General features: G+C 35.5%; 15 protein-coding genes. 8 read left to right on the forward strand and 7 right to left on the reverse strand.

What is annotated here, in order from left to right:
• The first annotated feature begins 252 nt into the window (after positions 1 to 252).
• From NO995_RS06635 to NO995_RS06665, 7 genes are all read left to right on the forward strand, one after another.
• Positions 253 to 1,809, forward strand: coding sequence for an alpha-N-arabinofuranosidase (locus NO995_RS06635; RefSeq protein ID WP_258226791.1), 1,557 nt, complete (start codon positions 253 to 255; stop codon positions 1,807 to 1,809).
• 11 nt (positions 1,810 to 1,820) lie between these two features.
• Positions 1,821 to 3,521 (forward strand): arabinan endo-1,5-alpha-L-arabinosidase, encoded by a 1,701-nt coding sequence (locus NO995_RS06640; protein WP_258226792.1) that lies wholly within the window; start codon positions 1,821 to 1,823, stop codon positions 3,519 to 3,521.
• A gap of 30 nt (positions 3,522 to 3,551) precedes the next feature.
• Positions 3,552 to 4,526: a glycoside hydrolase family 43 protein gene (locus tag NO995_RS06645; protein WP_258226793.1), complete on the forward strand. Its 975-nt coding sequence runs from the start codon at positions 3,552 to 3,554 to the stop codon at positions 4,524 to 4,526.
• 9 nt (positions 4,527 to 4,535) lie between these two features.
• On the forward strand, positions 4,536 to 5,522 hold the full coding sequence (locus NO995_RS06650; RefSeq protein WP_258226794.1) for an arabinan endo-1,5-alpha-L-arabinosidase: 987 nt from the start codon (positions 4,536 to 4,538) through the stop codon (positions 5,520 to 5,522).
• A gap of 2 nt (positions 5,523 to 5,524) precedes the next feature.
• Complete coding sequence (locus NO995_RS06655) at positions 5,525 to 7,888, forward strand: glycoside hydrolase family 127 protein (protein ID WP_258226795.1); 2,364 nt, start codon at positions 5,525 to 5,527, stop codon at positions 7,886 to 7,888.
• Positions 7,889 to 7,907: 19 nt separating this feature from the next.
• Complete coding sequence (locus tag NO995_RS06660) at positions 7,908 to 9,893, forward strand: alpha-L-arabinofuranosidase C-terminal domain-containing protein (RefSeq protein WP_258226796.1); 1,986 nt, start codon at positions 7,908 to 7,910, stop codon at positions 9,891 to 9,893.
• Between the two features lie 66 nt (positions 9,894 to 9,959).
• Positions 9,960 to 11,147: an aldose epimerase family protein gene (locus tag NO995_RS06665; RefSeq protein WP_258226797.1), complete on the forward strand. Its 1,188-nt coding sequence runs from the start codon at positions 9,960 to 9,962 to the stop codon at positions 11,145 to 11,147.
• 66 nt (positions 11,148 to 11,213) lie between these two features.
• Here the strand turns inward: NO995_RS06665 and NO995_RS06670 are convergent, their stop codons facing one another.
• The 6 genes from NO995_RS06670 to NO995_RS06695 form a co-directional block, all read right to left on the reverse strand.
• Positions 11,214 to 11,933, reverse strand: coding sequence for an NUDIX domain-containing protein (locus tag NO995_RS06670; protein WP_306468583.1), 720 nt, complete (start codon positions 11,931 to 11,933; stop codon positions 11,214 to 11,216).
• Positions 11,926 to 12,768, reverse strand: a complete 843-nt coding sequence (locus NO995_RS06675; RefSeq protein ID WP_258226798.1) for a S9 family peptidase — start codon at positions 12,766 to 12,768, stop codon at positions 11,926 to 11,928. Before NO995_RS06675 ends, NO995_RS06670 begins: the two co-directional genes overlap by 8 nt.
• Complete coding sequence (locus NO995_RS06680; RefSeq protein ID WP_258226799.1) at positions 12,769 to 15,537, reverse strand: PD-(D/E)XK nuclease family protein; 2,769 nt, start codon at positions 15,535 to 15,537, stop codon at positions 12,769 to 12,771.
• Positions 15,538 to 15,616: 79 nt separating this feature from the next.
• Positions 15,617 to 17,008 carry an OmpA family protein gene (locus tag NO995_RS06685; protein ID WP_258226800.1) on the reverse strand — a complete coding sequence of 464 codons (1,392 nt, stop codon included), beginning with the start codon at positions 17,006 to 17,008 and terminating at the stop codon, positions 15,617 to 15,619.
• A gap of 127 nt (positions 17,009 to 17,135) precedes the next feature.
• Positions 17,136 to 18,443, reverse strand: a complete 1,308-nt coding sequence (locus NO995_RS06690; protein WP_240572590.1) for an OmpA family protein — start codon at positions 18,441 to 18,443, stop codon at positions 17,136 to 17,138.
• A 135-nt stretch (positions 18,444 to 18,578) separates the two neighbouring features.
• On the reverse strand, positions 18,579 to 21,710 hold the full coding sequence (locus tag NO995_RS06695) for an exodeoxyribonuclease V subunit beta (protein ID WP_258226801.1): 3,132 nt from the start codon (positions 21,708 to 21,710) through the stop codon (positions 18,579 to 18,581).
• 126 nt (positions 21,711 to 21,836) lie between these two features.
• Here NO995_RS06695 and NO995_RS06700 point away from each other — a divergent pair, with 126 nt between their 5' ends.
• Positions 21,837 to 22,445: a superoxide dismutase gene (locus NO995_RS06700; protein WP_258226802.1), complete on the forward strand. Its 609-nt coding sequence runs from the start codon at positions 21,837 to 21,839 to the stop codon at positions 22,443 to 22,445.
• Between the two features lie 715 nt (positions 22,446 to 23,160).
• On the opposite strand, the gene NO995_RS06705 is transcribed toward NO995_RS06700, so the two are convergent.
• Entirely contained in the window at positions 23,161 to 25,059 is a 1,899-nt protein-coding gene (locus NO995_RS06705; RefSeq protein WP_258226803.1) for an amidophosphoribosyltransferase, read from the reverse strand.
• Between the last annotated feature and the right edge of the window lie 30 nt (positions 25,060 to 25,089).

Consider the following 25,089-nt stretch of genomic DNA (forward strand, 5'->3'; position numbering starts at 1 on the left):
TGTGTAGGACTTAATATTTGAGTTAGTTAATTTTCATATGGCAAGTAAGGTTGAGACTTGCCATATGATTTTTAATAAAGTACACATATCAATACACAGGTACATATAAAATATTAATTTATAAATGTTAATGTTACAGTTATTTGCCTCTCAGTCTTGGATATATTAACTTTTTTTGATTTATTTGTAAGTGTACATTAAACACTTAATGTGTTTGTAGAGAGAAATGTATAAAATTTATACCAACAACTAATGACAGCTTTAAAAACTAAACTATTAAAACCCCTAGCTTTATTTGTAATGGCTACATCGGGTTTAAATGCGCAAGATAATACAACTTCTATAACCATTCAGGTGGATGATAATGCCCCAGTAATTAGCAAACATATTTACGGGCATTTTGCCGAGCACTTAGGGCGCTCTGTTTACGATGGTTTTTATGTAGGAGAAGATAGTGACATACCAAATACAAATGGAATTAGAAACGACATTGTTGAAGCGCTTAAAGGATTAAAGATTCCTAATTTACGTTGGCCGGGTGGTTGTTTTGCCGACGAATATCATTGGAAGGATGGCGTTGGCCCTAAAGCAGACAGACCTGTTATTGTAAATACCCATTGGGGTATGGTTGAAGAGGATAATAGCTTTGGAACTCATGAGTTTTTAGAACTTTGTGAGTTGCTTGGTGCTGAGCCTTACCTTGCTGGAAATGTAGGTAGTGGAACGGTTGAAGAATTGAACGATTGGGTCGAGTATTGTAATTACGATGGTAATACAAGCATGGCGCAATGGAGAAAAGCGAACGGGCAAGAAGAACCTTGGCGTGTGAAATACTGGGGTATTGGAAATGAAAGTTGGGGTTGCGGTGGTAACATGACACCAGAGTATTTTGCTAATCTGTACAGACAATATGCCACGTATGCCAGAAACTATCCTGGAATAGATATTAAAAGAATTGCTTCGGGTGCCGATGCTGATAATTACCGCTGGACCGAAGTAATGATGAGAGATGTACCACATCACATGATGTGGGGAATTTCAGTACATTATTATACACGTACAGGATGGCCACCGTCAGGCTCGGCAACAAAATTTGATGAGTCTGATTATTTCTCAATCATGAAAACCTGTTTAAAAACCAGCGAAATTTTAGATAATCATATTGCCATCATGGATAAATATGATCCTAAAAAACGGGTGGCTTTAGTGGTTGATGAATGGGGAAGCTGGTATGCCGTTGAAGAAGGTACAAATCCAGGATTTGCCTATCAGCAAAATTCTATGCGTGATGCCATGATTGCGGGGTTAACATTAAATATGCTTCATGAAAGAGCAGACAGAATTAAAATGGCTAATCTGGCGCAAGCGGTTAATGTATTACAGGCGGTGATTTTAACCAAGGATGAAAAGATGTTGCTAACGCCAACATATCACGTTATGAAAATGTATACAGCGCATCAGGATGCGAAATTGTTACCACTTTCATTCGAGTCACCAAAGTATACTTTTAACGGAGAATCACTTCCTGCTATTTCAGCTTCAGCTTCAAAAGATAAAGACGGATTAGTGCATATTTCACTGGTAAATATCGATTCTAAAAAAGAAAACATCATAGAAATTGATTGTACTAATTTAGATGTAAAAGATTTTACGGCGAATATTGTAGTCTCTAAAAAACTGCAAGACCATAATACATTTGATAATCCTTCAACAGTTAAGGTTGAAGACTTCAAAGATTTCAAATTAAAAAAGAATAAGCTTACTGTAACCATTCCTCCTTTCTCTGTTGTGATGCTAGAGGGAAAATAATACTCAAGCTTATGAAAAGGTGTGAAACATTTAAGGTTGAAGCTCTAAGAATTCTATTTTTAGTGGCTTTAACGATAATGAGCTGTTCTAAGGATGATAGCGAAAACTTTGAAAAAGCAGGGACAGTTATTAGTAAAGAATGTAACGGAACTACACAAATTATAACCTATGCCGATGGTAATGGAGGAACCTATACAGGTTCGGTAGAAAATGCTGTTGAGTGTGGTTATGAACCTCCTGTAGTTGAAACATTTAACGGACCAACATATTCTGACAATTATTCGTCGATAGCTTCGTGGAGTAGTCGTTCCCAATGGAATTTGGCAAATGTACATGACCCATCGGTGGTAAAAGATGGTGAGTATTATTACATGTATCAAACCGATGCCTCTTATGGTAACGCACATGACGGTCACGGTCATTTTCATCACAGAAGATCGAAAGATTTAGTAAATTGGGAATATCGAGGTAGTACGATGACTTCAGCTCCTGTTTGGGTAAAGGATACTTTAAATAGCATGCGTGCTAAAATGGATCCGGCTTTACCACCCATTGAAAATCCAGAGTATGGTTATTGGGCGCCGTGTGTTAGAAAAGTAGGCGATAAATTCAGAATGTATTATAGTATCGTGGTTATTGAGCCTATTGTTGGAAGTGATTTTAATACCTCATGGACAGAGCGTGCGTTTATTGGTTTAATGGAAACCAATGATTTGGCATCGAATATCTGGACAGATAAAGGGATGGTCGTTTGCTCTGTGGCAGATGGCTTGGAAACCTATACCAGAACCAGTGGAAATGATTGGAGTGGGTATTTTAAATTCAATGCTATCGATCCAACATTTATTGAAACCCCACAAAATGAACAGTATTTAATATACGGGTCATGGCATTCAGGCATTGCAGCTTTAAAGCTGAATCCAGAAACCGGTAAACCTGATAAATTGGACGCTTTAGAAGATTATGGTGTTACCATAGCCAAGCGTGGTAGTAGCCGTTGGCAAGCTTCAGAAGGCTCTGAAATTCTATATAATCCGGATACTGATTATTACTATTTGTTCATGGCTTACGATGAATTATCGGTTGCTTATAACACCCGAGTTGCACGTTCTAAAACTATTACTGGACCTTATTTGGGAATTAATGGAGCAGATGTTTCGGCTGGTGCAGATTGTTATCCAATGATAACGCATCCTTATGGTTTTAAAAATCATACGGGGTGGGTTGGATTCTCACATAATGCCGTGTTTCAAAATCCTGATACGCAGGAATGGTTTTATGCGTCACAGGGACGATTACCTGAAAATGTTCCAGGTATAGCCGTTTCCAATGCGATTATGATGGGACATGTACGTGAAATTCAATGGACTGACGATGGTTGGCCGGTTATTGCACCAGAACGTTATGCTGGTGTACCAACAACAGAGATTACTGAAGCTTCTTTTATTGGCTCTTGGGAACATATAGAAATGAATTATCAGTATAAAACTATTCAGACATCAAAAACCATAAACCTCACAGCCGATAAAAAAGTAACCGGGGGCGTTTCAGGGACATGGTCTTATGATAGTTCGACGAAAACATTAACCATTAATGGAGTGAAATGTAAAGTGAAAGATGCCTGGGACTGGGAAGCAAGTACCAGAAAAGTGACTATTACTTATTCTGGACTTACTGGTGGAGGATTGCCAGTATGGGGTAAGAAAATATAAATCAATGACCAACACAAAACGAAATTGAGAATGAAATTAACTTATGTATGTTTAAGCGGGCTTTTAGCCTTAACCGTGTCTTGTAAGTCGTCAAAAACTTCGGAAGCTATGCAAGCCGTAGAGAAGTTTAATAACCCGATTATCACAGAAAAATATACCGCTGACGCTGCGGCTATTGTACACAATGATAAAGTGTATTTATATGCAGGTCATGATCAGGCACCAAACGATGTTAATGCCTATCGCATGCACGAATGGCTGGTGTATTCATCTTCAGATATGGTACATTGGCAGGAACATCCTGTGCCTTTAAAACCTACAGATTTTAAATGGGCTTCCGGTGAGGCTTGGGCCTCGCAGGTTATTGAACATAACGGGAAATTTTATTGGTATGTAACAGTCGAGCACGGTAGTATTCACGGAAAAGCTATTGGTGTGGCAGTGTCAGACAGTCCTACCGGGCCTTTTGTAGATGCCATTGGAAAGGCCCTAATTACAAACGATATGACCACGCAAACTAAAATTAGCTGGGACGATATCGATCCAACAGTTTGGGTGGATGATGATGGTCAGGCGTATCTGTTTTGGGGAAATACGGTTTGTAAATATGCCAAGCTTAAACCAAATATGGTTGAACTAGACGGCCCGATTATGACGGTCGATTTACCAAACTTTACCGAGGCACCTTGGATCCATAAAAAAGGCGATTGGTATTACTTATCTTATGCGTACCAATTTCCAGAAAAAATAGCCTATGCTATGAGTAAATCTATCACTGGTCATTGGGAATTTAAAGGGATTTTAAACGAAGTAGCCGGAAACAGTAACACGAATCATCAGGCGATTATTGAATTTAAAGGGAAGGATTATTTCATTTATCATAACGGAAGCATTCCAACACATGGTGGAAGTTTTAGACGTTCTGTTTGTGTAGATCGTTTGTATTATAATGAAGACGGTACGATGAAACGCGTTATTATGACTTCCGAAGGTATTCAGGAATAAAAGATTATTATGAAATCACTTGCATCAAAATTAAGTCTAATAGTATTGTTCTTCGGAATGCTGACGTTTGCGCAGGACATTCGTGTACACGATCCAGTAGTGATTCAGCAGGGTGATACGTTTTATTTGTATTGTACAGGTCGAGGCATTAGCTGTTTTAGTTCAAAAGATTTAAAAAACTGGAAAAAGGAACCTTCGGTATTTCCTGAAAAACCAGATTGGACAGATCAGGTGGTTCAAGATTTTAAAAATCATATCTGGGCACCCGACATTTCGTTTTATAACGGAACTTATTACTTGTATTATTCGGTGTCTGCCTTTGCAAAAAACACTTCGGCTATTGGCGTTGCTACAAACACCACGTTAAATCCTTCCGATGAAAATTATAAATGGATAGATCATGGTATTGTTATTCAATCGGTACCTAATCGCGATTTATGGAATGCCATCGATCCGAATTTAATTTTTGATGAAGACAATACACCGTGGTTGTCTTTTGGGTCGTTTTGGGATGGTTTAAAAATGGTAAAGTTAAATCCGGATTTATTATCAATTGCAGAACCTCAGCAATGGCACACTATTGCCAGACGTGAACGTTCTTTCGAATTGTCCGACACAAATCCGGGTGATGCCGCCTTAGAGGCGCCATTTATTTTCAAAAAGAATGATTATTATTATTTATTTCTGTCCTGGGATTTATGTTGTCGAGGTGAAAAAAGTACCTACAAAGTCGTGGTTGGCCGTTCTAAAAACGCCACAGGACCTTATTTAGATAAAGCAGGAAAGTCACTTTTTGAAGGTGGCGGAACTTTACTAGTTGAAGGGAATAAAAACTGGTATGGTGCAGGACATAATAGCACCTATACATTTAATGGTAAGGATTATATGTTTTTCCATGCCTATGATGCAAACGATAATGGTTCACCAAAGCTTAAGGTTGGTGAGTTAATCTGGGACGAAGCTGGCTGGCCGAGTTTAAAGACAAAATTAGAATAGACATGCAAAAGTTAATCGGAAAATTACTGGTATTAAGTACTTTGTTTTCTCAGGCACAGAAGCAGGTCGAGGTATTCCCTTTAAATCAGGTGAGTGTAACTTCAGGTGTTTTTAAACAAGCCTCAGAAACCGATTTTAACTACATTCAAAAACTTAATGCAGACCGATTATTAGCGCCTTTTTTACGAGAAGCCGGATTAGAACCAAAAGCGACGTCTTATACCAATTGGGAAAATACAGGGTTAGATGGACATATTCTTGGGCATTATGTATCGGCATTGTCTATGTATTTGGCATCAACTAACGATGCTAAAGCCGAAGAGTTACTGGATTACACGCTTTCTGAATTACAAGGTGTTCAGGAATCAAATGGTAATGGGTATATTGGAGGTATTCCAGGAAGTTCAGACTTATGGCAGGAAATTAAATCTGGAAAAATTGAAGCAGGAAGTTTTAGCTTAAATAACAAATGGGTACCGCTTTATAATATTCATAAAACTTTTGCAGGATTAAAAGATGCTTGGGTGCATGTTGGTAAAGAAGAGGCAAAAGTGATGCTTATTAAATTAACCGATTGGTTTATTGACGTTACTAAGGATTTATCCGAAGCTCAGGTTCAGGATATGTTACGTTCGGAACATGGTGGATTAAACGAAGTCTTTGCTGAGGTTTATAAGATTACAGATGATAAAACCTATTTAGAATTGGCAAAGCGTTTTTCCGAAAAGGCATTGTTAAATCCGTTGGCTGAAAATAAAGATATCCTTACTGGAATGCATGCCAATACGCAAATTCCTAAGTTTATTGGTTTTGAAAGAATTAGTCAGTTAAGTCACGATTCAATTTATCACAATTCGGCATTACATTTTTATAATAATGTTACTCAACATCGTTCGCTAAGTATTGGTGGAAATAGCGTGCGTGAGCATTTCAACCCTATAGATGATTTTAGTTCCGTTTTAGCAGGCGAGCAAGGTCCTGAGACCTGTAACACCTACAATATGCTTAAATTAAGCAAGCTGTTGTTTGAAGACACAGGAGAAAATAAATACATTGAATTTTACGAAAGAGGACTATATAACCATATTTTATCTTCACAAAATCCTAATGGTGGTTTTGTCTATTTTACACCGATGCGTCCGGGACATTATCGTGTGTATTCACAACCGGAAACCAGTTTTTGGTGTTGTGTTGGGTCTGGTTTAGAAAATCATACCAAGTATAACGAACTTATTTATGCCAAAAAAGAAGATACACTTTATGTGAATCTGTTTATTCCATCAAAAGTTAACTGGAAAGAAAAACAAGCAACATTAACACAAAATACAAACTTCCCGGAAGAGGCTAAATCGCAACTGGTTTGGCAAAGTAAAAAGAAAACAAATGCCACTTTAAAATTGCGCCATCCCACTTGGGTAAAACCGGGCGAGTTAAAATTATTCATCAATAAAAAGTTAATAGAGATTGAAACCCAACCGGGACACTATATTTCCTTAACACGTAAATGGAAAAAGGGAGACAATATTGAAATGGAATTGCCTATGCATTTGGGTTTGGAGCAAATTCCGGATGAGTCAGGTTATGTGTCGGTTAAGTATGGACCTATTGTTTTGGCTGCGGTAACAGGAGAAGATAATCAGGTAGGTTTATTCGCCGATGATAGCCGTGGCGGACATATCGCCAATGGCCCGTTTTTACCATTAACCGAAGCGCCTATGTTTGTGGCTGAAAATCTTCAACGTATTTTAAAAAATATAAAACCTGTTGAAGGAAAGCCGTTAACCTTTTCAACTGGAGATATGGCGTCGCCAAGTCAGTTTAAAGATTTGGTACTTCAGCCATTTTATAAAATTCATGAGAAACGATATGCTATTTATTTCAAGAATGAAACACCTGAAAGTTTAGCTAAAATGAAGCAGGCTCTTGAAGAAAAGCAAAAAGCCGAAACGTATTTAAGATCGATAACTATCGATTATGTAGCGCCGGGAGAACAGCAACCAGAATCTGACCATGGTATAGTATCTGAACGTTCTAATAACGGAGTACATCAAAACCGCCATTGGCGTGATGCGTCAGGTTGGTTCAGTTATAACATGAAAAATAAAGAACATAAGGCAAAAGCGTTACGTGTCACTTATTTTGGTGGAGATACAGGTAGATCCTTCAATATTTTAATAAATGAAACACGAATAGCCAAGGTAACATTAGATGGTTCTAAAGGCAATGTGTTTTACGATGTAGACTATGAAATTCCTAGTGATTTAACTAAGGAAAAAGATATATTAAACGTACATTTTGAAGCAGAAGAAGGCTCGATAGCTGGAGGTATTTACGGAGTGCGTTTAATTAGTGAAACTAAAAATTAATACAACTAAACTAAATATTATGATACAACAACGTTTAACAAAAGCTATTGGTTTATCCTTGATGTTAAATGCATTTTTGGTGGTTGGGCAAACCGATTTAGAGGTAGATATCAATAATAAAATAGCAGAGATTCAACCAACGATGTATGGTGTGTTTTTTGAAGATATCAACTTTGCTGCCGATGGCGGTTTGTATGCAGAAATGATAAAAAACAGATCGTTCGAGTTTACGGTCGATCCGTTTTTAGGCTGGATACAACCCAACAGTGATAGACATTCATTTAATAATAATTCCGGAATTGGATCTATCGTGAAATATGCAGATAACCCCGGAAACACCAATTTTATTAGAGTTAAAGTAAATGATGATCAAGGCTATCAATTGATTAACGAGGGGTTCCGTGGTATGGGAATCAAAGAAGGCGAAAGCTATAATTTGTATTTATCAGCTGCTAAGCATAGTGGAAACATTGGTAAAATAAATGTTCAGTTTATTGATGAAAATAATGTGGTTTTAGGAGAAACTTCAGTAGATATAACATCATCAGACTGGACAGATTATAAAGCACAAATTACAGCCAGTAAAACATTGGCAAAGGCGAAACTTAAAATTACGTTTGAAGGTACCGGAGAAATCGATTTAGACATGATTTCTTTATTTCCTGTTGATACATGGAAAGGCAGAGAAAAAGGATTACGCAAAGATTTAGTACAGTTATTATACGATTTAGATCCAGGATTTTTAAGATTTCCTGGAGGTTGTATTGTTGAAGGGCGCACACTGGCAAGACGTTATCAATGGAAAAAAACAGTTGGCCCAATCGAAAACAGAGAGGTTTTGGTAAACCGATGGAATACCGAGTTTAGTCATCGATTAACACCCGATTATTATCAGAGTTTTGGTTTAGGGTTTTTCGAATATTTTCAGCTGTCTGAAGATTTAGGAGCCGAGCCTCTACCTATTTTAAGCTGCGGTATGGCTTGTCAGTTTAATTCAGGGGAGTTGGTGCCTATGGATGAGCTAGATCCTTATGTTCAGGACGCCATAGATTTAATTGAATTCGCTAACGGATCTATCCATACATCTTGGGGAAAGTTAAGAAGCGACATGGGGCATCCAGAGCCTTTTAATTTAAAATATATTGGTGTTGGTAACGAACAATGGGGACCAGATTATATTGAGCGTTATAAAGCTTTTGAACAAGCTATTAAGGCAAAATACCCGGATATGATTATTGTTTCAGGAAGTGGTCCGTTCCCTGATGGCGATTACTTCGAATATGGGATGGAAGAGCTTAAAAAACTAAATGCCGAAATTATAGACGAACATTATTATCGTAGCCCAGAATGGTTTAGAGAGAACGCAACACGTTATGATAGTTACGATAGAAAAGGACCTAAAATTTTTGCAGGAGAATACGCTGCACAAAGTGTTGCTATTGCTAGCCCTGAAAACAGAAATAACTGGGAATGTGCCTTCTCTGAAGCGGCTTTCATAACAGGATTAGAGCGTAATGCTGAGGTGGTAAATTTAACATCGTATGCGCCGTTAATGGCTCATGAAGAAGGCTGGCAATGGACACCAGATATGATTTGGTTTAACAACTTAGAATCTTATGGAACAGTGAATTATCAGGTTCAAAAGTTGTTTTCAACTAATCGCGGAACCGATTTAATTTCGGTAACCAGTGATGGTCAAGATTTAACAGGACAAAACGAATTATATGCTTCAGCAGTTACCGATTCAGGAACAAACGAAGTGATTGTAAAAGTGGTAAACACCTCAAAGCAATCACAGGAGGTTACAATAAATTTAAAAGGGAAAAAGGTTTATAAAAAAGGAGCATTAGTTGTTCTTAAAAGTGAAAACCTGGAGGATGAAAATTCATTTGAAAACCCAGATAATATTGTTCCTGTAACTGCTGAAATTCAGAATAAAAACGGAATACTTAATTTGAATTTACAACCTTATTCGGTGTCTGTTATTAAATTTAAATTGCGATAAGTGTGAATTTAACAATTTTAAGACTAATTTTATATCCAGTTTCAAGAATAACTAAATAAAGATAAAATGAATAATACATTTAAAAAAGGCCTTTACACGTTTGCTTTATTGGGTGCAGCTTTACTAAGTGTGCAATGCAAAAGTGACAAAAAAAATACGGTTCAAGATGATATTGTAACCGAACCAACACCTTTAGTAACGATTTCAAAGAAACCTTTCGGAATAACTTCCGATAGTATCGCTGTAGAGCAGTATACCTTAAAAAATGAAAAAGGTATGGAAGTCAGTATTATCACCTTTGGAGGTATTATTACACACTGGACAGCGCCAGATAAAAATGGAAAATATGAAGACGTTGTTTTAGGATATGAAACCTTAGCACCTTATGAAACAAATCCAACGTTTTTTGGAGCTTTAATTGGTCGATACGGGAATCGTATTGCAAAAGGGAAATTTTCTTTAAATGGAGAAGAATATACTTTAGCAACTAACGACGGTCCAAATCACTTACACGGTGGTAAAAAAGGATTCGATAAAGTGGTTTGGACGGCTTCGGAAACACAAACCGATAGTACTGCTTCTTTAGTGTTAACGTATTTAAGTAAGGATATGGAAGAAGGTTATCCAGGTAATTTAGATACAAAAGTGGTTTATACCTTAAATAATAACAATGAACTGGAAGTAGCTTATGAAGCGACAACCGATAAACCAACCATTGTAAACTTAACACAACATTCGTACTTTAATTTAACAGGAAATGAGTCTCAAACTATTTTAGGGCACGAATTAATGATTGATGCAGATCAGTTAGTACCGGTTGACGAGACTTTAATTCCAACAGGAGAATTAACAGATGTTACAGGAACACCATTCGATTTTAGGGCAGCGAAGCCAATTGGTCAGGATATTAATGCTGAAGATACACAGTTAAAACGTGGTTTAGGGTACGATCACTGTTGGGTGTTAAACAATCAGGATGAAGGGATGCGTTTAGCGGCATCAGCTTACTATAAAACCAGTGGAAGAGTATTAGAAGTATATACAGATGAGCCAGGAATTCAATTATACACTGGAAACTTTTTAGACGGTACATTACCTTCTAAAAACGGAGGAACTTATGGTCATAGAACGGGCTTTTGTTTAGAGACCGAGCACTACCCAGATTCTCCAAACCAACCAGAGTTTCCATCGGTTACTTTAAATCCTGATGATACTTATCAAACCACAACAATATTTAAGTTCAATACTAAATAACCAAAGTGTTAATCAAAAGAAAATCCCAATAAGTAATTTATTGGGATTTTTTTATGTTGCATGTTTTTATTTAAACAAAGAAAAATTAAAGCCTTTTTCTTCAAGCTTTTTATATTTTCTATAGTCGAATTTATAAAGATATGCTCCCTTTTTAGATCCCGATTTATCTTTTTTATCTAACGGAATAAGGAGCTTTAAAGACAAAACTTTCTTTCTAAAATTTCTTGGATCTAATTCCTTTTGATGAATAACCTCGTATAATTTTTGAAGCTGCGGAATGGTAAATTGTTTTGGTAATAACTCAATACCAATTGGGTAAAATCTCGATTTTAATTTTAAGCGCTCTAAAGCATCTTGCACCATATCACCATGATCATAAACCAGTTTAGGTAATTTATCGACTTCAAACCAATGTGCGCCATGTTTTGCAACCAATTCTTTGTCATATTCACCAATACGTATTAATGCGTATTGAGCTATAGATATACAGCGAGCGCCATCATCTCTACTCGTGTCTGAATAAGATTTTAGTTCTTCCATATAGATGTTTTCCAGACCTGTAATCTCCTTTAAAACACGTTGAGCCGCCTCTGTAACACTCTCGTTTGGACTAACAAAACTTCCAATAAGAGATAGCTCTCCTTGTTTAGGTTTAACACGTCGCTCAAAAACTAAAAGTTTCAAAATACCATCATCAAAACCGAATATAATACAATCGGTGGCGACATAAATTTTTTCTCCGTTTTCGTAGGTATGTGTTTCTTTCGTGGCTGTCATGTTATTCATTTAAAAAGTTTAGAGTCTTTTGAATTACGGTATTTAGTTGAAGTGGTAGTTTGTTGTGTTCCCAAGGGTGTTTAGCTCCAAAAACGTGGTCGGCGTTTTCTATGGTTACAAATTTACTGTTTGTATTCCAATTGTGGATATGTTTAGATTCAGTAATAGATACACTAGTATCGGCATTGCCATGAATAATGAGATGAGGTATATTTAAATGTTTTGCGGCGCGTTCAATATTAAAACGGTCTTGATTTGCTTTAAAATCTTCGTAAAACTGATAATAATGGGGCATCTGCTGTTTGGTTCTGCCATTTTCTACAAATGTAACACCTGTTTCCTGCCATTGGCTGGCATCGCAAAGCTGCATCATTCGATTTTCAAAATCAGAGACACTGGCTAAGCTAATAAGTTTTTTAATTCGTGTGTCTTCTTCTGCTTTAATTAAGGTAATGCCTCCTCCACGACTATGACCTATTAAGGTTATGTTATTTGTATTAGCAAACTCTTGAAGTTTAGGAGTATTACAAACCCAGTCTATAACCGTTTTTAAATCGTCAAGTTCTTTAGTGTAATTGTTATTTCCGAAGGCTTCTAAATCAGGAAAGTCTATGGGTTGCTCTACCGTCCCGCCGTTATGCGAGAAGTTAAATTTTATAAAGTAAAATCCTGCTTCCGCGAAAGCGTTGGCCATTAAATTCCAGGCACCCCAGTCTTTAAAGCCTTTATAGCCATGGCAAAATATGATAATGGGCTGATTGATTTTAGTTGATGTGTAGGTTGCATCAATTAAAATGGGTTTTTGGTGTAAGCCATTAATAATAGTTTGCTTTTTGGTTAGCATTTAAACGTCTTTTTCTGTAAACGGAATGTTAGGGTTGCAAATCTCTAAAATAAGGTTTTTTAATTCAATCTTAAAATTATCAATAGTTTCCTGAGTAATTAAAACTTCTTTTTTTGCTCCGTAACCCGATTTGTCCTTTTTTGCAAATTTTAAAACACCTGCACTTAAGTTTTTAAAAGAGATAATACCGGCTTCAACGGGAAGGTTTATTTGATTCATGAGTTGCATCATGTAGGCGTAAGTTAATACTTGAAAACTTTTGCTGTATTTTTTATAATCGGTGATTAAGTCTTCCCAGTTTACAATTTCAACCTGATTCTGGTCAACACGCCCTGTCTTATAATCTATAATTCGGGTGATGCCGTTGTATTGGTCAACACGGTCTACTTTTCCAACCAGTTTAACAGGGAAATCTAATTCAGGAATATCTGTAATTTCAACTTTATTGTCGGCTTCAATAGCTATGATTTTTATCTCATTTCCGGCTTTTAAGTCTTTAATTTCGAAGTCTAAAAAATTAGAAACATAACGTTTGGCAATTTCATAAATAATCAGGTTTTTACCTTTAGTAATATCGCCTTCTTTATATTCATTTTTAAAATGAAATGTAACGCGTTCGTCAATTCTGGTTTTTAAATTTTTAATAATTTCCACTGAAATAAACGAGCCTTCTAAAGGTTTATAGAAATCTTCGAGCGTGTTGTGGACAACTGTTCCCAAGGTATTGGCAGCAACGGTTTCTTCTACATCATCGTGTTCCTTAATTTTTAATATTTTTTGATAATAAAAATCGATAGGATTTCGAATATACGACGTTAATGAAGAAGGCGAGAAACCTTTTTCTGCAACAGCTTTAATTTCGTTAACCAGTTGTTCTGTTTTCTCAACAGTATGTTCTGTTAGTTTTAAAACAGGTACTTTTGGCGCCAGAATTTGGTGGTTGATGTTGTGAATATTTTCGAGTTCTAACTGAGTTATAAATCGGCTTTTTTCGCCACCAGTAAGAACATCGGCTTCAGTATTATAAAGAATATATACATTTTTAGCACGCTGTAATAAACGATAAAAGTGATAGGTATATACCGCATCCTTTTCTTTGTATGTGGGCAATTTATTTTCGATTTTTAAATCGAAAGGAATAAAGGAATTGTTGCTTTTTCCGGAAGGTAAAACTCCTTCGTTAACCGATGAGATAATGACAGTTTCAAAATCTAAAACACGCGATTCCAGCATTCCCATAACCTGTAAGCCTTGCAGTGGCTCTCCTTGGAAGTCTAGGGTTTCTGAGCTTAAAAGTTCTTTATAAATTCCGAAAAGGGTTGAAATATCTGTGATATGCTCATATTTAGAATTTAGGTTGTTCAGTTCATTAAACAACTCGTTAAATCGATATAAATATTCTAAGGCAAGTAGGTTCGAGTCTTTATCCTGATCAAGATATTTTTTAATGATAACAATTAAAGATGAGCAGTTTTTTAAAGCTAAATCGATAGATTTATTCCAGTTTGAGAAAAGTAAATCAATCAATTTACCGGATTTAGGGGCAATAGCCTTTAAGCGCTCTGCTGTTAGGTAAATAATGTTATTGCCATCAATAGTTTCAATAAGTTTTGAAGCATAGTCTACATCATCAACGTAAAACAATGGTCTGATAAACTGATGTGAAATAATGTTAATCACATCTTTGTAATAAAAGCTTTTAGATGGAGTTTTATGAATGTAAAACAGCGATTCGAATAACCAGGCTAGTGGAATGGATTTTAAGGGAAATCCCATGGTTATATTAAGAGCATTAATGCCGTCTGGAATGGAGTTCAAAACTGGAATTAATAAATCTTCGTCACCTAAAACAACCGCAGTGTTTTCAAGATTTGGGTTGTTTTGCTGTAAGTCTTTTAAAAGTGAACCTATATACTTAGCCTGTCCAATATTTTTTGGAATACCGAAGGTGGATATATTTTTATTTACGGTATAATTTTGTGTGATCCATTTAAAGTCATGTTCTTTAAAATGAGGCCAGTTTTTTCTATGCTGTCTGGTAAATAACGAGGCATCATGATAGGTGTTATTGAAAAATGAGGCGTCAATATCCCAGTAAATATCTGCTAAATTCTCTTTAAGTAAAGCTTGAATGATGGTTTCTTCACAGGTGTTTAAGGCATTAAATCCTAAAAATAAATGCTGCTTTTCCGGGTTTTCTTTAATGTATTTAGAAATGCTATCGGCCGCTTCTCGGTATAGTAAGCCTTGATAGCCTATTTGTTTTAATTTAAGCTGTTTAGAGAAGTTATTATAATAGCTATGAAGTTTGTTCCAAAACGCTAAATAATTTTTGATGAAGTCAGTTTGGTTTTCTTCCAACGACCAATGGTGATGTTCTATTTCCTTAATATCGCTTAAATAGTCGAAAATCTTTTGCTGAGGAATACGGTATCTGTCAATTTCATTGAAGTCTTGTAATAAAATTTGCGCCCATTTGGTAAAGACTTCAAAGGAGTCGGCTTCTTCTTTAGGAGTTAATTCAAGATAGGTATTATAGAATTCGAAAAGTAATTCGGTATTCGAAACGGTTTTTAATCCGGAAAGTTCTTCGACAAATTCTTCAATACTTATGATTTCAGGAGCAAAAATAGTTTGCTTACAAACTTTATAAAGTTGGTGTTTTAAGAAGAGCCCTGCTCTTTTACTTGGTAAAACAAAGGTTAATTCTGAAAGATTTTTATTGTTGTCTTGTAAATCTTTTAGAACATCGAAAATAAACGTCGTCATTGGATAAAAATAAAAAACGCTCCGGATATCCGAAGCGTTTTTCTAAAACTTATTTGTTAAAAACTAGAATCTAGTTTTCTTATTTTATTAAGTTAATCTCAACACGTCTGTTGTTAGCTCTACCTGCAGAAGTTGAGTTTGTATCAATTGGTTTAGACTCGCCGTAACCTTGAGAAGAAAGTCTTGCTGCATCAATACCGTTGCTAGTTAAGTAATCTTTAACAGAGCTAGCTCTAGACTCAGATAATTTTTGGTTTAAAGACTCACTACCAACGCTGTCAGTGTGACCTTCAACTGTAAATTTAGCGTTAGGGTATTCTTTTAAGATAGCAACAATATCATCTAATACTTGAGCAGATTGAGATTTAATTGTTGATTTACCTGTGTCGAATAAGATTGTTTTAGCGTAGTCGTTAAGAGCTTTTTGAACAGCCTCAGTTACTTCAGGACAACCGTTGTTAGCAACAGTACCCACTTTGTCTGGACATAAATCATCTTTATCTAATACACCGTCACCGTCAGCATCAGCGTAAGGACAACCGTTGTTAGATGCAGGACCTGCTTCGTTTGGACAGTTATCTTCACCATCAGTAACACCGTCACCGTCAGCATCTGGACATCCGTTTAATGAAGCTAAACCAGCAACTGTAGGACATTTATCGTCTTTATCTGCAATACCGTCACCGTCTGTATCAGGACAACCATTCATTTCAGCTGAACCAGCTTCGTTAGGACAATCGTCTTTGCTGTCTTCTATACCATCACCGTCTGTATCAGGACATCCGTTGAATTCTTTAGTACCAGCAACTTCAGGACAAGCATCGTCTTTATCGTAAATACCATCACCATCACTATCAGCTCCACCAAATTTGATTGAGATACCAGCAGTATGTTGGAAATGTGTTTGTAAATAGTCTTCGAAAGCGTGTTTGTAAGAAGATTGGAAAGTTAAACCGATGTTTTCGCTGAACCAAATGTTCAAACCAATAGTTCCGTTTAAAGTACCGGCACCGATTTCATCTACCCAAGTATAACCACCACCAACACCAAGATATGGATCGATAGTTGTTCCTTGTAAGAAGTTGTATTTAATTGTACCATCTACACCGTAGTATGATAAATCGTCAACTTCATTTACTTCTTCTGGATCTGATCCAGGAACGTCACCCCATTTTTCAATTTTGTTTAAAGATCCGGCAACACCAAAAGAGAATCCTCCTCCAATGTATTTAGATACCGAAATTGTAGATAATGAAGGTAAGATATTCCAGTGGTCATCTACATTGAAAAATTCATCGAAAATAGATTCACTAAATTGAGCATTGCCTACTACGCCATCACCAGAAGGGTAAGCGTCTACGCCATTTGCACCAATAGTAATCTGCCAAGGATTGTTTTTGTCTTGCGCATTCATGTTGCTGTAGCCTAGCACTAACAACATAGCGAACAATAATCTGCTAAGATTTTTCATATTCAAAAGTTTAATTTTTAAGTGTTAATCGTAAACAAATTTAAGTTGTTAAAATTTATTAACAAAATAAATATAATAAAAAAAGCCTCACATTGTGAGGCTTTTAAAAAAAAAGATGTAAGTTTTTTTATTTAGAAACTAGTGTGATTTTGATCTCGCTTCTTCTGTTTTCAGCTCTACCTTCTTTAGTTTTGTTATCAGCAACTGGGTTGTTTTCACCAAAACCAACTGTAGAAACGTCTGCAGGAGCTACTCCAGTACTAGTTAAATAATCAGCAACAGCTTTAGCTCTTTTTTCAGATAATGTTTGGTTGTATGATTTAGGACCAACGTTATCTGCATAACCTTCAATAGTTAAGTTGTAGGTTTTGTCAGTTTTCTCAATTAAATCAGCAATCTTGTTTAATGTAATTTGATTGTCTGGAGTTAATCTAGCGCTATCAAATTCAAAGAAAATAGTTTTTGCAAGTGCATCGATTAATTCTTGAGTGTTATCTACAACAACTTCAGGACATCCGTTGTTAGATGCAGGACCAGCTTCGTTAGGACATTTATCGTCGATATCAACTACACCGTCACCATCAGAATCAGGACAACCGTTTAATTCTTTAGATCCAGCAGCATCAGGACATCTATCATCTTTATCAGCAACACCGTCACCGTCAGAATCAGGACAACCGTTTAATTCTTTTAAACCAGCTACTTCTGGGCACTCATCTTCGCTGTCTTGAACACCATCGTTATCGCTATCAGGACAACCATTGAATTCAGGTAAACCAGCAACTTCTGGACAAGCATCTTCGCTGTCTTTAATTCCATCTCCGTCAGTATCTTTGCCTCCAAATTTGTAAGCGATACCAACATTGTGTTGGAAGTGAGGAATTAAATAATCTTCGAAAGAGTGCTTGTAAGTAGATTGGAAGTTTAAAGCAACATTTTTCTTTTTAGTGAACCACCAGTTAAAACCAGCTCCACCATTTAATGTTCCAGCTCCAACTGTGTCAATCCAAGAGTAACCTCCACCAATTTTTAAGAAAGGTTCGAAAGCACCTTCTGTATTAAAGCTGTATTTGAAGAATCCGTCAACACCATAGTATGAGAAGTCATCAATTTGTTTTCCTAAGTAAGTAGAAGCATCACCAACTTTTGAAATTTTGTTTACAGAACCAAAAACTCCAAAAGAGAAGTTTCCACCTAAGTAACGAGAAACTGTTAAAGAAGAAGGGTAAGGAGCAATGTTCCAGTGGTCTGTTGCGTTAAAGTATTCGTCAGTCCACCAGCTTTGGCCTGGGAAGTGAGAATCTCCAACATTTGTTGGATAAGTATCTACCGCATTTACACCAATCCCAATTAACCAACGGTTATTAGCATCCTGTGCTTGTAGGGTGCTTAAGCCTACAACAACTAAAGCGAAAAATAAAATAATTTTTTTCATGTGTCAGATTTGTTTGAACAATTTTTTAAGCTAGCAAATTTAAAGGTTTATAAAGTTTCTGAAACACGAATCTTTTTTTTTCGATTAAATGCATAAAAATCGCATGAAAGGTAAATTAGAGTTTATTTATAAGATTTAGACTTCTTTAATTGTTATCTCTTCGTTTGTATAAATTAGGATTTTTTTGAGTACAAAAATGTGCATTTCGTTTAAAACATCTTCGTAAGATTGTAATTGCTGAGCATGTTTTTTGTCTTCCATTCCGGTTTTGTAATCAATAATTATACATTGATTATCAGGAAATAAAACAATACGGTCTGGTCTTAGAATGATACCTTCTTTTGAGATGATATCACGTTCGTTATAAACTGTGTTATCGTTGTTGTAATAGTTTTGTAGTTTAGGGTGATTAACAATTTCGTTAATAACATCTTTTAGTTGATCTGCTTGCGAATGGTTGATTGTTCCTACAGATAAAAATTCATTAATAGCATTATCAACATCATTTTTAGAAATAATCTTAGACATAATGTTGTGAACAAGGTTCCCTTTTTCAATGGCTTCTTCCTGATTTGTGTCCCAAAGCATTCCTGATTTTGTAACAATATTTATGTTATGGTCTTCTCTAGCTGTCGATATAAATTCATTTACGGTAATGGTCTCATTAGATGAATTTTCATGATTCACTGTTTTTTCAGGAGATCCAAAAGAGTAGGAATTTTGATTATTATCCCAAAGGTTAAGATGTTGCAGGTAATTTATAAATAGACCCGAATATTTATTTTTATTAGGTTCTCCCTTTGTGCTTAGATCTTTCGTTGAAATAATATAAAGATGTTCTACAGGGCGTGTTAGTGCAACATATAAAAGGTTTATATTGTCTAATTCCTGTTCCGAACGATGGTTATTAAAGATTTCTAATCCGATATCTCCAAAATATTCGAAGTCTTTATTGAAATTTAATAAGGTATGAGAAAAGCCATGATACATATCATCGTTGATAGGAAACCATTCTTTTGGTTCAATTTCTCTGTAGAGGTCTAAATCTGCGTAAGGGAAAATAACCACAGGAAATTCTAAACCTTTAGATTTATGAATGGTCATAATCTGAACAGCATCCTGACCTTTTGGAGAAACAATACTCAAGGATTCTTTTTTGGCATCGAAATAATCTAAAAATCCTTCGATGTCCGATCCTTTTTTATGAGAAAAGTCCAGAACAAGGTCTAAATAAAATTGAATATATGCATTAGAATTTTCAACAAGCTTAAAACTTCTTACTAATGTTTCGGTAAGGTCATATAAAGGTAGCTGAAGCAAATAATTACTGTTTACATAAATGTCGTAATCTTCATAACTTTTAAAGAATTCGTGCAACTCTAATTTTAAATGTTCGCTAAAGAATTCGTGTTTATCTTCAATGTTAAAGAAATCAGCCAAATAATTTAAAATTTCAATTTTTACTTCATTGTTTTTGGGTTGAATTAATAATTTTAAAATATTGTTTATAAAAACAATCTCCGGAGCATTGTTAATTAATAAGGTTTCGGAAGATATAATAGGAATGTTAAACTGACTTAAATAATTAGCCACAGCCACACCTTCCTTCTTTTTTCTAACTAAAACACAAATGTCTTCCAGCTTAAAATTATTTTCTAAACAACGATTAATGGTATTTAAAGCCTGCTTGCAGAAAAGCTCGTCTCGATCATCTTCTTTATCTATATCTAAAAAGGATAATTCTACGTAGCCACTTTCACTTTTACTAATCTCTTGTTGTCCTTTTTCATAAAGGTCTTGGTAGGTGTTGTTGCTAAATACCTGCTGCGCAAGAAAGTTGAAAAACTTATTATTGAAATCTACTACTTCTTTAAAACTCCTGAAGTTAGCTGGCAGATTTTTTAACTCTTTTTCGACTTGAAACGGATTTTTATCAAGGAACAAATCTATAAACTGTTCGGCTTTTCCGCCTCGCCAGCGGTAAATAGCTTGTTTGGCATCACCTACCAGCATGGTTGTTCCTTTATCTGCCGAAAGGGAGTTGTCTAATAACGGAATTAAATTCTGCCATTGCATAACCGAAGTATCCTGAAATTCATCAATAAAATAATGATTGAATTTTTCGCCAAGACGCTCGTAAACAAATGGCGTGGGCTGGTTGCTTATTTCCCGACTAATAATGGTATTAAATTCAGAAATAAGCATTTTATTTTGGTCTGATTTTAGTGCTTTTAACTCTTTATTAATGGCGTTTAACACGGATAGCGGTGTTATGTTTTTATAAAAGGCTTTCAGGAATTTTACATGAAAAATACCCTGTTTTGTTAAAGCAAAAGCCGATGCGATTTGAGGTTGAATAGACTCGATGGTCGATGCAACATCACCGCTTACTTTTTTTGGGTAGAGTGTTGCAGATTCTATTTTTTCCTGCCATTTAGAGGTAAAAGCAACATCAAAATTACCTTCGCTTATTTTCTTAAAATGTTTAGGTAAATAACTCCCTGAAAAATCACCAAATTCTAAGCCAGCACCTTCAATTAAATCTAAGGTGTCCTGGGCTGCTTCAGTAATAGCTTTTTCAGTTGTTTTGATGTCTTTTTTAAGCTGAATTTTCAAAGAGTTGAAATCAGTTAGCGTTTTATGTTTTAGCGTTTCAATAAACGGAATGTCATTTTCGTTAACTAAGAGTTTTGCTATTTTATTAAAGTCGAAGGCGATATCGAAGCTTTTATCATCGTCTGCTTTTTCCAGTGCAAATTCAACCAAAACATTAGTCAGGGCTTTGTCTGTTCCTGCTTTGGCAATTAAACTATCTACAGCCTGATTGAGTAACGTATCCTGATCGAGTTCTACTTCAAAATTTATAGGCAATTTTAAATCGTAGGCAAAGGTTCTTATGAGTTTATGTGTAAATCCATCAATAGTCGAAATATCGAAAGCTGCATAATTGTGAATGATGGTATTTAGTAATTTGATAGATTTTTTATGCAGCTCTAAAGGTTCCATACTTAAATCCTTACTAATAAGGTCAAACATGGTGTTTGGTTGCTTTAAAATTTCAGGATCTGAAAACTGCTTTAATACTTCAATAATACGCTCTTTCATTTCAGCCACGGCTTTGTTAGTAAAAGTGATGGCTAAAATGCGTTTAAATTGATCGGAAGTATCAGAACTGAATAAAATTTTTAAATATTCTTTAACCAAAGTAAAGGTTTTTCCGCTTCCTGCAGAGGCATTATATATAGTAAACGGTGGGGTTTGCAGCATAAATTTCAAATTTGAACACAAGATAGAAACAATCAATCATTTCATAACGATTAATTATTTTTAATTGAGGGCATTTATGTGTAAATTTGAACTTAAAATATTTATTAATAGTTAAAACAAAAAATTATGGCTTTCGAATTACCTGAATTAGGTTATGCTTACGATGCTTTAGAGCCTCACATTGATGCTCGCACTATGGAGATTCACCATACTAAGCACCATCAAGGATATACAAATAATTTCAACGCTGCAATTGCAGGAACTGAGTTAGAAGGAAAATCTGTTGAAGATATCTTAACCAATTTAGATTTAAATAACGCTGCTGTTAGAAACAACGGTGGAGGATATTTTAACCACTCTTTATTCTGGTCTGTAATGAATCCAGAAGACAGAGGATATTTATCTGGTGAATTAAAAGATGCTATTGTAGCTGAATTTGGTTCTAAGGAAGAATTTGTTGAAGCTTTCAGTAAAGCTGCTGCAACACGTTTTGGTTCTGGTTGGGCATGGTTATGTGTTCATAAAGGTGGAAAAGTAGAGATTTGTTCTACTGCTAACCAAGACAACCCGTTAATGCCAGGAATTGGTTGTGGAGCAACTCCAATTTTAGGTCTTGATGTTTGGGAACATGCATATTACTTAAACTATCAAAACCGTCGTCCAGATTATATCGATGCTTTCTTTAAAGTAGTTAACTGGAATGAAGTTGAAAGACGTTACGCTGAAGCTAAGTAATTAGTTTTTGAAATTATATTAGAAATCGCCTGGAGTAATTCAGGCGATTTTTTTATGCTTTAATTTGAAAGTTTCAGTAGTATTTAGAATGGAATAGAAATGAAAAAGGTGGACAGAATGCCCACCTTTTTGCCCCAAATCTACCATAAACTTAACCTACTTATGTTATGGTACAGCAAATATATTGTGGTAAAAAATTGTGATAAAATATTTTGGGTGAACTACCAATAATTTGGCTTAAGAGAATATCCTTAAATTTAAGTTTTTGTAAAGGTTCTGGTTTTTAGGAAACTAAAAAGCATAAAAAAAGGCGAACATGCGTTCACCTTTCTTTGCCCCAAATCTACCATGAACTTAACCTACTTATGTTATGGTTCAGCAAATATAGATGGGAAGTGCGAAGTGTTAAAATATTTTAGTTGAAGTGCTAAAATTTTGGTTTAAAGTGAATTAGGTAGGAATTTTAAACTGTTAAGGAGTTTTTGGTGTAGGAAACTAAAAAGCATAAAAAAAGGCGAACAAGCGTTCACCTTTTTTTGCCCCAAATCTACCATGAACTTAACCTACTTATGTTATGGTCCTACTAAAGTAGATGTAATTCAGGTGATTAAATTATTTATTAGATAAAGTGCATTTTTTTTAGTTAAAATGTATTTTATCTTAGATGAAATGAGATTTATATATTTTTAGAGGTCATCTTTTAAGAAGTGCTTAATTAATAAGCACGTTCTTTATTCCCTTCGTAAAAATTAATAAAAGCTCTGTTTACTACTCGGTTACCTCCAACAGTTGGATAGTTTCCTGTAAAATACCAGTCTCCTAAATTCTTCGGACATGCTTCATGTAAATTCTCTACAGGTTGGAAGATGATTTTTACTTCAGCTTTAATGCTGTCCGGACTTAAAAGTTCAGCGATTTTATCAGAAATTTGTTCATCTGTAAACGGATCATAAATTTCCTTCACAAAATTTTGAACATATTTATCTGCTAATTCGGTTTGCTCGATACATTTATTGTAAACTTCTTCAACTATATGATACTGTCCATTTTCTTTTAGTAATTCTAAAGCCGCTCTAAATGCTACCAAGCTTTCTAAGTTGGCCATATCGATTCCGTAACAGTCTGGATATCTAATTTGTGGCGCAGACGATACAACAACAATACGTTTAGGTCCTAAACGGTCTAACATTTTTAAGATACTTTTCTTAAGTGTTGTTCCGCGTACAATACTGTCGTCAATAATAACTAAGTTGTCCTCTGGCTTAATTACACCATAAGTAATGTCGTAAACGTGTGCTACTAAATCGTCACGGCTGCTATCTTCGGTAATAAAAGTTCTAAGTTTAGCATCCTTAATAGCGATTTTTTCAACGCGGATATGCTCTGATAAGATTTCTTTAATTTTTTCGGAAGAAAGCGAATGCTGTCCTTCTAATATTGCAGCAGTTTTTCTTTCATTTAAATAGATATCGGCAGAATCAACCATTCCATAGAAAGAAGTTTCAGCAGTATTTGGTATGAATGAAAATACCGTGTTTTTAATATCGTAGTTGATAGACTCAAGAACTTTAGGCATTACTAAATTACCTAATTTTTTACGCTCCTGATAGATTTCAGCATCACCACCTCTAGAGAAATAAATACGCTCAAAAGAACATGATTTTCTTTCTAATGGTTCTAAAATTTGTTTGAAACGAACTTCTCCAGATTTTTTAATGATGATAGCTTTTCCTGGATCTAATTCATGAACATCATCAAATTTTACATTGAAAGCTGTTTGAATTACAGGACGTTCTGAAGCGATAACTACAACTTCGTCATCCTGGTAATAATATGCAGGACGAATACCTGCTGGATCGCGTAATACGAACGCATCACCATGACCAATTAAACCTGCCATAGCGTAACCACCATCCCAGTTTTTAGCCGCTCTTTTTAAAATTTTAGAGACTTTTAGGCGCTCAGCAATTTGAGGTGAAGCATTCTTTTTACTGAATCCTTCTTTTTTAAGATCTTTATAAAGTTTAGCAACGGCGTCGTCTAAGAAATGACCAATTTTTTCCATAATAGTAATGGTGTCGGTATATTCTTTAGGGTGCTGACCTAGCTCAATTAAGTTTCCGAATAATTCTTTAACATTCGTCATGTTAAAGTTACCGGCCATAATTAAGTTTCTATGCATCCAGTTGTTCTGTCTTAAGAATGGGTGAACACTTTCTACGCTGTTTTTCCCGAATGTTCCGTAACGTACGTGCCCTAGCATAACCTCACCAATGTATGGAATGTTTTTTTTCTGTGCAGCAACGTCGTTTGCATATTCCGGATGAGCTGTAAGCTCGGTGTTGATACGATCGTTAATTTGAGCAAAAATATCCTGAATAGGTTGTTGTGCTACAGAACGAACACGGCTTATGTATCGCTCACCAGGCTTCATGTCTAGTTTAATACTTGCAAAACCAGCCCCGTCTTGACCACGGTTATGCTGTTTTTCCATCATCAGATACATTTTGTTTACACCATAAAATGCACTTCCGTATTTTTCTTTGTAGTACTCTAGTGGTTTTAATAACCTAACCACGGCTATACCACATTCGTGTTTTAAAGCATCACTCATTTTAGATCTATTGTGTTTGTCGCTTTTGCG

The sequence above is a fragment of the Aestuariibaculum sp. M13 genome, assembly GCF_024723255.1.
Taxonomy (GTDB): domain Bacteria; phylum Bacteroidota; class Bacteroidia; order Flavobacteriales; family Flavobacteriaceae; genus Aestuariibaculum; species Aestuariibaculum lutulentum.